At 45.9% G+C, this 12,362-nt stretch carries 11 protein-coding genes; 9 read left to right on the top strand and 2 right to left on the bottom strand.

Features of this window, described 5'->3' with window-relative positions; translation table 11 throughout:
- The first annotated feature begins 8 nt into the window (after positions 1–8).
- From AB1K83_RS08765 to AB1K83_RS08725, 9 genes are all read left to right on the top strand, one after another.
- On the top strand, positions 9–1,535 hold the full coding sequence (locus AB1K83_RS08765) for a tripartite tricarboxylate transporter permease (protein WP_413057805.1): 1,527 nt from the start codon (positions 9–11) through the stop codon (positions 1,533–1,535).
- Positions 1,536–1,898: 363 nt separating this feature from the next.
- Positions 1,899–3,071 carry an ABC transporter substrate-binding protein gene (locus AB1K83_RS08760; RefSeq protein ID WP_413057804.1) on the top strand — a complete coding sequence of 391 codons (1,173 nt, stop codon included), beginning with the start codon at positions 1,899–1,901 and terminating at the stop codon, positions 3,069–3,071.
- A gap of 66 nt (positions 3,072–3,137) precedes the next feature.
- Positions 3,138–4,010, top strand: a complete 873-nt coding sequence (locus AB1K83_RS08755; protein WP_413057803.1) for a branched-chain amino acid ABC transporter permease — start codon at positions 3,138–3,140, stop codon at positions 4,008–4,010.
- A gap of 18 nt (positions 4,011–4,028) precedes the next feature.
- A complete protein-coding gene (locus AB1K83_RS08750; RefSeq protein ID WP_413057802.1) occupies positions 4,029–5,054 on the top strand; it encodes a branched-chain amino acid ABC transporter permease in 1,026 nt (341 codons plus the stop codon).
- A complete protein-coding gene (locus AB1K83_RS08745) occupies positions 5,054–5,821 on the top strand; it encodes an ABC transporter ATP-binding protein (RefSeq protein WP_413057801.1) in 768 nt (255 codons plus the stop codon). The genes AB1K83_RS08750 and AB1K83_RS08745 overlap by 1 nt, the downstream gene beginning before the upstream one ends.
- Positions 5,822–6,547: an ABC transporter ATP-binding protein gene (locus tag AB1K83_RS08740; protein WP_413057800.1), complete on the top strand. Its 726-nt coding sequence runs from the start codon at positions 5,822–5,824 to the stop codon at positions 6,545–6,547. It begins immediately after the preceding gene.
- A gap of 353 nt (positions 6,548–6,900) precedes the next feature.
- Complete coding sequence (locus AB1K83_RS08735; RefSeq protein ID WP_413057799.1) at positions 6,901–7,401, top strand: RNA polymerase sigma factor; 501 nt, start codon at positions 6,901–6,903, stop codon at positions 7,399–7,401.
- Positions 7,401–9,146 (top strand): hypothetical protein, encoded by a 1,746-nt coding sequence (locus tag AB1K83_RS08730; RefSeq protein ID WP_413057798.1) that lies wholly within the window; start codon positions 7,401–7,403, stop codon positions 9,144–9,146. Before AB1K83_RS08735 ends, AB1K83_RS08730 begins: the two co-directional genes overlap by 1 nt.
- 86 nt (positions 9,147–9,232) lie before the next feature.
- Positions 9,233–10,183 (top strand): hypothetical protein, encoded by a 951-nt coding sequence (locus AB1K83_RS08725; protein ID WP_413057797.1) that lies wholly within the window; start codon positions 9,233–9,235, stop codon positions 10,181–10,183.
- Between the two features lie 232 nt (positions 10,184–10,415).
- Here AB1K83_RS08725 and AB1K83_RS08720 read toward each other — a convergent pair whose 3' ends face one another.
- Together AB1K83_RS08720 and AB1K83_RS08715 are read right to left on the bottom strand one after the other, a co-directional pair.
- Complete coding sequence (locus AB1K83_RS08720) at positions 10,416–10,964, bottom strand: hypothetical protein (RefSeq protein WP_413057796.1); 549 nt, start codon at positions 10,962–10,964, stop codon at positions 10,416–10,418.
- A gap of 19 nt (positions 10,965–10,983) precedes the next feature.
- On the bottom strand, positions 10,984–12,207 hold the full coding sequence (locus tag AB1K83_RS08715; protein WP_413057795.1) for an FAD-dependent oxidoreductase: 1,224 nt from the start codon (positions 12,205–12,207) through the stop codon (positions 10,984–10,986).
- Positions 12,208–12,362: the final 155 nt, after the last annotated feature.

Here is a 12,362-nt window from a genome sequence, read left to right as displayed (position 1 = left end):
GACCAAAGATGAATGAACTACTAGGGAGCCTAATTCATGTATTCGCTTGGCAAAATCTATTATTCATGGTGATCGGGATCTTTGTAGGTCTCGTCGCAGGGGGATTGCCTGGCATCAGTGTGACGCTGGCCGTTGCGTTAATGATCCCCTTCACATTCGGGTTGCCTCCGGAAGCGGCGATTCTCATGTTGATCGGCGTCTATTGTGCGGGTACCTATGCGGGGTCGGTCGGTGCCGTTTTAATGAAAACGCCTGGAACAGCGGCTTCAGCTGCCACGGCGGAGGATGGCTTTGCGCTAGCACAGCAAGGGAAAGCTTCAAGCGCTCTGAATATGTCACTCTACGCTTCGGTGGCCGGCGGGTTGATCAGCGGACTGATCCTCTTATTTGCGGCTCCGCAAGTCGCCAAGTTTGCTTTGAATTTCGGACCGCCCGAGTATTTTGCCCTTGCTTTGTTCGGATTGACCATCATTGCCAGTATTAGCGGTAAATCGCTAGCCAAGGGGATTGTGATGGCTTGCCTCGGGATGCTTGTAGCTGTGGTAGGAATCGATTCAATTACAGGAAGTGCACGATTGACCTTCAATGTTACAACTCTTCTCTCGGGCATCAATATCGTTCCTGCGCTGATCGGATTGTTCGCTATCGCGGAGATTTTGCGTCAAGTGGAAAAAGGAGCGAAGTCCATATCCACGACGACCGAAGTGGAGAAGGAGAAATTCGGTTGGAATAATTTGATGCCCTATAAGAAAACCATTTTCAAGTCCAGTATCATAGGTGCCATCATAGGTGCCATCCCGGGAACAGGCGGGGCGATTGCCTCGTTCATCAGTGTGAATGAAGCAAAGCGGTCTTCGAAAACTCCGGAAGAATTCGGGAAAGGGAGCATGGATGCCGTAGCCGCGTCCGAATCCGGGAATAATGGAACGACGGGAGCTACCCTTATTCCTATGTTGACATTAGGAGTTCCGGGAGATGTCGTTACAGCAGTGTTGCTCAGTTCGTTGCTCATCCAGGGAATCCAACCGGGCCCGCAATTGTTTGAGACACACGGTCCGCTTGTCTACACCATTATGTTCGGTTTTATCTTGGTCAACATTTTGATGTTTTTCATCGTCAAATCAACGATCCGTTGGTTTTCAACTATTACGCTCATTCCGTCTTACGTGTTATTCCCTCTCATTTTCGTTCTTTGTCTAGTAGGATCCTATGCTTTCAACAATTCCATGTCGTCTGTGTGGATTGCTTTGGTATTCGGGGTGATTGGTTACATTTTACCGAAATTCGGATATCCCGTTATTCCAATGGTCATTGCCATCATTTTAGGGCCGATGGCAGAACAAGCATTTCGCCAGTCGCTTGTCATGTCGGGAGACAGTTTGCTCATTTTCATACAGCGACCAATAGCAGCAGTCTTTCTCGTCCTAGCATTCTTGTCGGCATTCCTGCCGATCTACAATCGATTCCGTCAAAGTAGCTTGGAAAAAAAGCAGAAGAAAAATCAGAAACATAAAGAACAGGCTGCCGCCATATAACCAAAAAGCTGTCATGAGAAATCGGATTTTCCATTTCTTCTGACAGCTTTTCTGCCATTTTAATTGACATTTCTAAATATTCATCATTTATGAGGATAAACAAAATTGATTTTCCTACATAGTGAGGATGATTGTGAAAATTCATTAAATTATACTGATGGTACTTAGCTGATAGGAATTTCAGCATACCTGCTTCTGCTTTGAAAGCGCTTCCAGAAGTGGGTGGTGAAAATTGCGGACTTTCCAGTGTATTGCGGGGTTCGGAAAACAAGAGGAGGTTTGAAAGCGGGAGAGATGCCGAGTGCCGTGTTTTAGAAAATGTTTTTTACACGATATAAATAAAAAATAGGGGGCTGGGTTCAAATGAAAAAGTATCTTAAAGCAAAGAGTTTAGCAGTTTTAGCCATGGTACTCACGTTGATATTGGTGGGCTGTGGTTTGGATGAGGAAGAGGGCAGTGCGGAATCAGGCAAAAAAGAAGAAGACGTCATCAAAGTCGGGGTCATCATTGCTGAAACAGGGCCTGCTTCCACACTTGGGAGCACGCAGGTCAATACGGTGAAGTTGCTGCAGAAGCAGTTAGATGAAGCGGGACCGATCGACGGCAAAAAAATTCAGCTCGTCAAACATGACTATGAAACGGATGATACAAAAGCGGTCGTTGCGATGGACAAACTTCTGTCCGAAGGGGTCGTGGCAGTTGTTGGTGCGACTCAGTCCAGCACATCGATGGCTATCATGCCAAAAGCCATCGAACACAAAGTTCCATTAATGACGGTTGCTCCAATTGAACAGAACAATGAGTATGTCTATAGCATGGCGCATAGCACTTCGGTAATTGTTACTCCGATCATCGAGTATTTGAACAAGCATAATATCAAGAAAGTCGGCTGGTTAAATGCAGCGGACGGCTTTGGGGTGGTCGGTCTTCCGGCGTTCAAAGAGTTGGCTGAACAAAATGGAATTGAAGTGGTAGCTCATGAGGAATTTGATGCAACGGCAACAGACATGACAATCCAGCTGACAAAAGTGAAGAGCAAGAATCCGGAAGCTGTCATTGTTTGGTCGAGAACACCAGGTGCTGGAATCGTGGCACGTAACTTTAAATCACTCGGCTTTGATATTCCTATGATTCAAAGCACTGCTGCAGCGAATCAAGGCTTTTTGGATCAAGTGAAAGATGACAATGAAAATGTCATGGTCGTCGGAAGTAAATTGAGCGTCTTGGACCAATTGCCGGATTCCGCACAAAAAGAGATGTTGCTTGCTTTCAGGGATGCGTATGCGGCTGACTTTGGCGGCGAGCCGGATCTGTTCGGAGCGCATGCTTTAGATGGAATTAATGTCGTAGTCGAAGCGATTAAAGCAGGAAACTATACTTCCGAAGACATCCAAAATTATTTACAAAATGACTTTGGCGAATACATGGGAGCGACAGGCACATTCAATTTCCAAGAGTCCCAGGCAAGCTCGCTTGCGGATGGGATCTCCGTTTTGGCGATTGAAAACAATGAGTGGAAGTATATCGAAGAATAAGAACGTCAGTCACACAATGGACCTATGGTAAACCTACCATAGGTCTCTTTCGAAAGGGGTTTCCATATGGACTTATTTATGCAGTATTTAATTACCGGGTTGACGGTAGGAAGCATTTACGCTTTACTGGCCGTCGGTTTCGTGACCATTTATAACGTCACGGGCATCTTGAATTTGGCACAAGGCGAATTTGCTATGATTGGCGCCTTGTCCTGTGTAACGTTTGTCAATCTCGGCATTCCGATTCTCGGTGCCATTCCATTAGCGATTTTATTGACAGCGCTCATCGGTTTCGGTGTGGAACGGTTGGCCATTTTTCCGGCCAGGAATGCAACGACGATTATCCTGATCGTCATTACATTAGGAGTTTCGATCTTTTTGAAAGGGATGGGCCTGATCATTTGGGGAACATCACCCAAACCGTTGCCATCCGTTATTGAAATGAAACCGATCCAGTTCATGGGGGCGGTCATTAATCCGCAAAGTATCTTTATTTTTGCGGTTCTCATCATTTTATTGGTCGTGCTCTATTGGTTTTTTGAGAAAACGTTCATTGGCTCTGCTTTAAGAGCGAGTGAGAAAAATCCGCGAGCCGCCAGTTTGATGGGAGTTAATATCAATACGATGTCTTCGTTGGCCTTTACATTGGCGGCTGCGCTTGGTGCCTTGGCAGGTGTCATGATCGCCCCGTTAACAGATGCCACGTATGAAATGGGCTTTTTCATTGGAATCAAAGGGTTTGTCGCAATGATCTTCGGCGGCATGCATAGCATCCCGGGAGCAGTGGCGGGCGGCTTGTTGCTAGGAATTATCGAAGCCTTTTCGGGCGGTTATATTTCAACCTATTATAGCGATGCCATTGCGTTCGCTTTCTTGCTATTTGTTTTATTCTACAAACCGAATGGATTATTTGCGACTGCTACGGGTGAACGGGTATAGAAAGGGGGATGCGGAACTATGGTAAATATCGATAATCTATTATACGGAAGTCGCTGGAAAGGGTTTTTAGGGTTGATGGCAGTTGTGTTGGTCCTGCCACTTTTCATCCGTTCCCAATATCTCTTCACGCTGTTAATCCTAATCGGGATCTATTGCATCATAACGATCGGGTTAAGTTTGCTGATCGGCTATGCAGGACAAATTTCAATCGGACATGCTGCATTCTTTGGCATCGGCGCGTATACGTCGGGCATCTTGACGGCAAAGTATGATGTATCCGCTTGGCTTGCCATGGGCATTGGAATGGTCGTGACTTTCATCGTTGCGTACCTGATCGGCATCCCGATTCTGCGATTGAAAGGTCATATTCTTGCTTTGGCCACCATTGCTGTGAATATCATCGTCTATACATTAATGCTTGGCTTGAGTAAGTATACGGGCGGTGCGGGTGGATTGGTCGGCATTCCGAACTTGTCGCTGTTCGGTTTGAATTTAGGCAATCAACTCTTTTTCTACTTTTTCGTGTGGGCCGTCGTCGCCTTGGTTATCCTGTTTTCATTGAATATCATCCGCTCCAATGTCGGACGTTTATTGCGCAGTATCCATGACAGTGAAATTGGAACGGAAACATTGGGCATCAATTCGGCGAAATATAAAGTGCTGATTTTTGCAATCAGTGCCGTTTTTGCATCGTTGGCAGGAAGCCTCTATGCCCACTATATTAACTTTATCGCCCCACCGACATTCTATATTACGTTTTCCATTCTGCTATTGGTTATGGTCATGGTCGGCGGTGTCCATTCCATTTGGGGAGCCATGATCGGCACCGCAGCAATCATGTTTTTGAATGAACTCATCCGCTTCGTCGGACATACCTATTTCAACATCGGCGGAGAGGTAGAAATTGTGGTGTACGGACTCATTATTGTCATTGTCATGATCTATATGCCAAAAGGGTTGATCGGTGTGTTGGACTCTTTGAGGAAAATGGTGTGGAAGAGTAGGAAGAAAGAAAATGTCATTCCTGAGGAAGGTGTCAACTAATGAGTAAGCTCCTGGAAGTGAAAGGCTTAACAAAGCGGTTTGGCGGCGTTGTGGCGGTCAATGACGTCAGTTTCACGGTCGGCGAAGGGGAAATTGTCGCAGTGATCGGACCGAACGGCGCGGGGAAAACCTCGCTGTTCAATATGATTTCTTCGTATTCCACACCGACGGAAGGCGAGGTCCTGTTCAAAGGGGAAAAATTGACGGGCAAAAAGGTCTATGAACTGGCGAAGCTCGGTATTTCCCGGACCTTCCAAAACTTGCAGATCTTCAGCAATATGACGGTCTTGGAGAACGTCATGATGGGAACGTATGTAGATCTGAAAACGAATATTTTCGGCGCAGGCTTCCGTTTTCCTAGCGTCAAGCGCAATGAAGAAAAAGCGTATCGTATCGCAATGGATGTCCTGAAGATGGTTGGGCTCGAACCGTTGAAGTTTGAACAGGCGGGCCAGCTTTCCTATGGCCAGCAGAAAAAGTTGGAGTTCGCACGTGCCATTGTTTACAAGCCGTCGCTTATCATGTTGGATGAACCGATGGCTGGATTGAACGACGCGGAAACCAATATGATGGCAGGCTATATTGCGGATTTGAAAAAGCAGGGACATTCTTTTTTATTCGTCGAGCATAAGATGGCGACGATCATGGAGCTGGCGGACCGGATCGTCGTATTGGATTTCGGCTCCAAAATTGCTGAAGGAACGCCGGAGGAAATTCAAAAGAACGAAAAAGTCATCAGTGCGTATTTGGGCGAGGAGGCGGTGTAAATGTTTACAGTACGGGATTTAAGCACGAAAATCGGGAAAATCCAAATCCTGCATTCCCTCGATTTTCATGTGGATGAAGGGGAAATCGTATCAATCATCGGGGCAAATGGAGCAGGGAAAGGTACATTGTTAAACACGTTGGCGGGGCTGTATCCTTCCGCATCAGGCGAAGTGACGTTGCACGGGGAGAAGATCAGCGGGCTGCCTTCCCATAAAGTGGTCGGCAAAGGGTTAAGTCTCGTTCCGGAAGGGCGCCAAGTCTTTTCCAACCTTACCGTGAAAGAAAATCTATTGCTGGGCATGTATACGAAATATTACAAGGATAAAGAAAAGGTCAGTCAGAATTTGGACCAGATGATGGAAATGTTCCCTGGCTTGAAAAAGCACTATCACAATTTGGGCGGGAATATGAGTGGGGGCGAGCAACAAATGCTCGCCATTGGCAGGGCCCTTATGTCCAACCCGAAGATTATTCTGTTGGACGAACCGTCCATGGGCCTAGCCCCGAAAATCGTCAGCGAAATCTTGGAGATTTTATTGCGCATCAAAGAAGAGATGGGCACGATGGTCATCCTCGTCGAACAAAACGTCAAAGCCGCGTTGAAAGTGGCAGACCGGGCGTATGTCATGGACCAAGGGAAATTCATCCTGACCGGCACCAATGAAGAAATCAGTTCCAACGAACAAGTACGATCGGCTTATTTGGGGATTAAGGCGACGGGGTGATTCGTTTTGAGGTAGCATCGGAATGTTGTGAAATTGGGTAGGGACGTTTCGAAGCTGCATGGGAATGTTTCGAGGTTCGGCAGAAACGTTTCGAGGGCTCAAGCGAATGTTATGAAGTTAGGCGAAATCGTTTCGAAGTAAATATAGAACGTTGTATAGTTGAGTAATATCGTTTCGTAGCCATTTGTGAAGCGACCCGGAAAGTCAGGAAATTATGACTTTCCGGGTCGCTTTTTTCTTTGCTTCTATAAAAAAACTGCAAACGTAAAATAAACTAAAAGGATTTGTAATCAACTGTTACGTTTTCCCAGAAAAAACGTTTAGTTAACTAGAGATCAAATTTGGGGGCTGCCATGTTGCATGTGAAATTTATTCGAATATATGACGCGTATTTTGATGACATTTATCGATATGTCTACGTCAAAACAGGTAATAAGTGGGATGCGGAAGATTTGGTAGGTGAAGTGTTTCGAAAGGCCTTTGAAAAGTGCTCCTCCTTGGCTGAGCATCCGAATGAAAAGGCTTGGCTTTTTACGATTGCCAGAAATACAATCATCGATTTCTATAGGAAAAAGAAAAGTGTGCTAATCGGGGATCAGTTGGAGTACTTTGTGAGTCCGGTTGATTTTGAAGACCCCTTTGAGGGGGCGAATGAAAAAGAGTGCTTACAGAAAAGCTTGCCCCATCTGTCTAAGGAAGATCTGGAAATTACCCAGCTGCGGTATTTTGCCAATTTGAAATTCAAGGAAATGGCCATGATTTTAAATAAAGAAGAAGGTTCCCTTCGAGTCAAGTCGAGCCGCATTACAAAAAAACTAGGTATTCTAGTGAGAAAGTGTTTGGGGGAATCATAATGGAACAGGAGAAAATCGAAAACTATCTTCGCGAAATGCGTAATGAAATAGAGGTGGATGAACAATTAAAAAGGAAGCTACGCTCTTCATTCATGAAAAAAGAAGGAATGAAAAAGAATTCATGGCTTCCTTTCATAGCTGCGGCCATCTTGTTTTTAGCGGTTTTCTTGCCTAATCTTTCAACGAAAGAAGTCAGGGCCAGCTTGTTGATAGTGGGTAACGGCATTTCGTTTTTTGATATCGGAAGTGGAGAGGTTCTGGCGTATACGCATGTTGACGGCCGCTTGTATCTTTCACTGAGAGATCGGGGCATTTACCTGCATGAAAATGACGGTTTGAAGAGGATAACAGAACAGACTGCGGGTCGCTTTAGCCGGAATGCTGAAGGAGGCCATGTATTGTTCACCCAAAACGGGGATGTATTCCTTTTACAATTAGAGACGAATGAAATCGTGCAAGTAATGGAAGGCAACTACGGTGATCCTGAATGGAAAGACGAAGACCATTTTTATGTTGTGTCGGATCAGACCATTCTAGAAATCAACTTACAGACAAAAGAAGAGAAAGCCATCGTGAAAGGGGAACAGCCTTCATTTATTGCAAAAGATCAAAAACTTGTATTTCATCGGGATGGAAAGATCCTTCTATATGACTTGAAAAATGATAAAGAGGACATCGTCGATCACGGCAAGGATCCATCCACTTCACCTAACGGACATTATATATCGTACGTAAAGTCAAGTTCGGGAGTGGAAGATGTTTGGATCGCGGACAGTGATTTGGATACGAAGAAAAAATTGACTGCCAATCCGCCTCCACGATATGAATCCACAGAGAAGGCGATCTATCGCTATCAATCCCCAATTTGGGCCGGCGAGGAACGGCAACTGTATGTCATGAAAACGAGAATTGACGGCGAAAGTCAGCCAGTGCAGATTATGAAAATCGAGCTAAGCGTTGAAGCGATGACTGCGAAAGAAACCGTAAAAGGCTTCCTTCAAGCCCTTGTCGTTAGAGATGATGATTATGCAATGAGTTTAATGAAACATCCTCCTTCCTTTTTGACGTATTCGAACCCTCATCAAATCGGGTTTCAAATCGTAGAGATGGAAGAGCAACCGCAGTCGGCGACAGTTCAAGCCGAAGTGTATTGGACGGATACCGCACTGCCGTATTATCAAATCACAACATATGAATTTACCTTGGCGAAGGAGAAAGGACGATTTGTCATTGAACAGGTGAAAGAATTGCCGCAAATCAAGTTGTCTGCAAATGATCAAAATCAAGTTCAGTTGGTGAACGGTGACGATAAGGAAATCCTATTTTCTCTACAAGATGTTCCTCAAGCGTTTATTGCGGATGAAAACGTCCGTTTTAGTTCATTGGTCATCACTCCTGATGAAAACACGGTGCTTTTTAGTTTGCAAGGGGAAGAACAAGTTGCTGTCCTGGCATTTGATCGGGAAACGAAAAGTTTTACTTTATTAACAGCCATGGCGGATGCAACGGTGACACAATTGTCTCTCGACTCCTCTGGCCGTTATGTGGCGGCTGATACCTATACTAGTTCTTCTGAATCGAACGTGGCTCTGTTCGATGTAATTAAAGGTAAACAAATAGCGCAATTCACCAACGCAAATTCTGTGCTGTGGAGAGGCAATCAGCTTATTTTGCAGGAAGTGGCGGAGTCACATACATTGCTGTATGAATATGATCCTCAAAACAAACGCAAAAAAACATATTAATTGTTACGAATGGTAAGGTTCCTCGTCATATAAGTTGAAAGACAATGGGACCTTGTCAAGAAACGATACGAGGAGGATGTTGTACGATGTTGAAAAAAACCACTCTGTTAGGTACGGTACTTGCTTTAGGAATTACAGGCGCTTCCCTTTCATACCCTGTTCATGCTCAGCAGCCAACCGCTCCACTTGGAATTGCTGCCCAGCAAGAGAAAACGACTTTGGAAGAGCGGCTGCTTCGCTTGGAAGAAGGAATCATCCCGAAAAATCCCGATGAAACTGTCAGCCTATGGGCAAAAGCAGTGAAAGAACGAAACGGTGCCTTGCAATATGCACTGTTTGATAAAGTGGCGAAATCGAGCGCAGCCGCCACGTTTGAGCAATATCACTGGGTGACGGGGGCTTCCAGTCCATGGGTGGAAACATACCAAGTAATTCAAAGAAGAGAACATGAGGATAAATCACTGGAATATGTGGTGGAATTCGATGTTTATACGTCCTCCGGAAAAACGGGGAAGGATCAAGCGCGGCTATCACTCAGCAAACAAGGAGACAAGTGGGTGATCACAGGTCTTGGACCGGCATATGAAGAATCATTGGGTATTTGGAATACCCCCGAATCGATTAATGAAACGGCGTTTGATAAAAATTCGGAGCAAATGAAGACATATAAAAGTCAGCTAGGGTATGAACTTCATTTACCGAAAAATGTTATGGGCAAATTGAAGATGAAGGAAACGGTTTGTGAAAACGAAGAAGGGTCTCCTTCCTGCACGAATTTTTATTACCAAGATGCCAAAACGAAAAAACAGCATTTGCTAATGTCAATGATTCGGCTGACGAAAGAGCAAGAGACATCTGATTACTATCAGGATCATCCGTTTTTAAAATGGCTCGGTAAGGACGAAAAGGGATCTTTTTATCAAATCTTCCCGAGTGAGCATCCTTATGGTGATGAAATGAATTCCCCGCAAGGGACAGAATGGAGTCATTTGGTTGAAGTGTTGAAAGAGCGCCGCATTGTTGTCTCTGGGAAGTGATTTGGAGACGTTGTGAATTTAGGCGGAAATGTTTCGAAGTAGGGTAGGGACGTTGTTAAGTTCGGTGGAAACGTTTTGAGGTAGGGCAGGAACGTTGTTAAGTTAGATGGAAACGTTGCGAGGTAAGACAGGAACGTTTCGAAGTTTAGCTTGTACGTTGTGAAGTCACTAGGAGCGCTTAGTCAATATCAATAAAAAGGAGACCCGCAGGACATGGGATCTCCTTTTTGATTTACACAATATATATCGTATTGCCTTCAAGTCCAAGCACCGTATGTCCCGATTCAACAATGTCGAGCAGAGGTTGGAAGAGGTCGGCCTCAGCTATGGCAGCGGTGCAAACCATGACACTGATATACATGGCATTGCCGACGAGATAGCTGATCGCTTTTTCTTCGGTCCCCTGTTTGAACGCGCCTGCATAGGCAGGGTGGAATACGGCTTCCGGCAGGGCGTCGACCATTGATTCCAATAACGCAGTCCGTTCCTTTTCGTCAATCTTGTTCTTCAACTTGTCTGGAATGTCTTTAAGCACTTGCCAGACATCGCTGTTGTCGAAAGTCAGTTTTCCAATTGTTGCCGCGATGTCTTCCTTGGCCACCCATTTCACATCAAATTGCTCAACGCCCAATGCCTCGACGAATTGCCGCACCTGCTGTTCCACAGCTGCATCTGTAGTCCCGATCTTGTCAAACCAATCCAGGGACGTCAGTTTTTCCGCAAGGCCGGTCAACGATAGCGCTTCCGGGCCGTAGGTTTCTTCTTTGAATTGTACAGTCATCTTGCATGCAGCCTCCTTCTTAATATTTAGTCGTCAGTTCAGGTGGGCCGAATTTTGGTCCGTATGGGCCTTCGTCAAGCCAGCGTCCGAGTCTTGGCACGATCGAGACAAGGGAAGCTGCGAGTTCGCGCTTCATGTTCATCTCCGGTGAATCGCCTTGGATATGGTGAAGGGCTGTTGTTGAACCATCGCGATTCCAAAGGGCGGCGATTCTCCGTTCTGTTGCCGCTGCATCGATTGCATCCCGACGCCGTTCTTCATTGTCCGCTTGGAGTGCTGCCTGGATGCCGCGCACCGCAATGATGGCGTCCGGAACACCGGAATTCAATCCGCGTGCGCCGAATGGGGCAAATAAATGGGCCGCTTCCCCAGCCAATAGCACGCGACGTTTTTCATCGGTGAATGAATCCGCAACGACTTGGTGGAAACGGTAAGAGGAGACCCATGTGATTCGCTCCGCATATTTCGGGTCCATCACTTTCGGAAGCCATTCCTTCACGCCTTCGATACTCGTAAAGTCCTCTTCCTTGTCATCTGCCAACAGTTGCAAGTCGATTCGCCAACCGCCTTTGAATGGGACATGTAGAACGTTCCGATGTCCCATGGCCGGATGTTGGTAATGAAAGACCCGTTCTACCGGAAGCGGGTTCTCTTCATCTTCCGTCACATCGACGACGAGAAACGTATCGTGAGTCCGTGGTCCTTCGAATGTCAATCCAGCTTCTTGTCGGACAACTGAACGAGCCCCATCGCAACCGATTACATATTTGGCATCCCAGACATCGCCGGAAGCCGTTGTCACTTTGACGCCGTCCTCGCCGATATCCAGTTTTTCTACCGGCTGTCCATAGACGAATTGGACGCCCGCTTTTACGCATGCTTCGTACATATGTTTCTCGATCTCGTGCTGATGAAGGGATGTGAAATGCGGCAAGCGGTTCGGATCTTGCGTATCCGTCACGCCATAGTGGCGGACGTACACTTCTTTTCCACGATATAGCGTCCGTTTGACCGGCCAAATAATCCCGTTTCTTGCCAATGTGAAGCCAAGTCCTTTCGACGCTTCTTCCAATAACTTCAATGTGGCGCTATGCAGGTAGATCGCCCGGCTTCCTGCGCGAGGAGCGTCCTTTTCTTCCGCTTCGATGACCACACATGAAATGCCACGGTTTTGCAGGGTGAGCGCCGCTGTCAACCCGACCGGGCCAGATCCTACGACGATAACTTCAACGTTTTTTCCCATTTAAAAAACTCCTTTAGCTCGTTTTTTCTTCTGGCTTGATTATAACGGAGTTAAAGAAGTGGAAAAATAGAGTTGTTCTTCTATGCGGAACAGTAGAATATAAATTATTGAATTGAGTTAATAGTTCAAAATTATTACTGTTACTGATTCGGTTT

Source organism: Sporosarcina sp. 179-K 3D1 HS (genome assembly GCF_047228905.1).
Taxonomy (GTDB): Bacteria; Bacillota; Bacilli; order Bacillales_A; family Planococcaceae; genus Sporosarcina.
Note: the sequence above shows the minus strand (reverse complement) of the source record. Positions and strands in the feature narration are given on the sequence as shown.

Excerpts from the sequence above, each read along its gene's own strand:
- AB1K83_RS08715 (WP_413057795.1), bottom strand. The coding sequence starts at position 12,207 with ATGGGAAAAAACGTTGAAGTTATCGTCGTAGGATCTGGCCCGGTCGGG.
- AB1K83_RS08750 (WP_413057802.1), top strand. The coding sequence starts at position 4,029 with ATGGTAAATATCGATAATCTATTATACGGAAGTCGCTGGAAAGGGTTT.
- AB1K83_RS08740 (WP_413057800.1), top strand. The coding sequence starts at position 5,822 with ATGTTTACAGTACGGGATTTAAGCACGAAAATCGGGAAAATCCAAATC.
- AB1K83_RS08725 (WP_413057797.1), top strand. The coding sequence starts at position 9,233 with ATGTTGAAAAAAACCACTCTGTTAGGTACGGTACTTGCTTTAGGAATT.
- AB1K83_RS08735 (WP_413057799.1), top strand. The coding sequence starts at position 6,901 with ATGTTGCATGTGAAATTTATTCGAATATATGACGCGTATTTTGATGAC.
- AB1K83_RS08745 (WP_413057801.1), top strand. The coding sequence starts at position 5,054 with ATGAGTAAGCTCCTGGAAGTGAAAGGCTTAACAAAGCGGTTTGGCGGC.
- AB1K83_RS08760 (WP_413057804.1), top strand. The coding sequence starts at position 1,899 with ATGAAAAAGTATCTTAAAGCAAAGAGTTTAGCAGTTTTAGCCATGGTA.
- AB1K83_RS08720 (WP_413057796.1), bottom strand. The coding sequence starts at position 10,964 with ATGACTGTACAATTCAAAGAAGAAACCTACGGCCCGGAAGCGCTATCG.
- AB1K83_RS08730 (WP_413057798.1), top strand. The coding sequence starts at position 7,401 with ATGGAACAGGAGAAAATCGAAAACTATCTTCGCGAAATGCGTAATGAA.
- AB1K83_RS08765 (WP_413057805.1), top strand. The coding sequence starts at position 9 with ATGAATGAACTACTAGGGAGCCTAATTCATGTATTCGCTTGGCAAAAT.
- AB1K83_RS08755 (WP_413057803.1), top strand. The coding sequence starts at position 3,138 with ATGGACTTATTTATGCAGTATTTAATTACCGGGTTGACGGTAGGAAGC.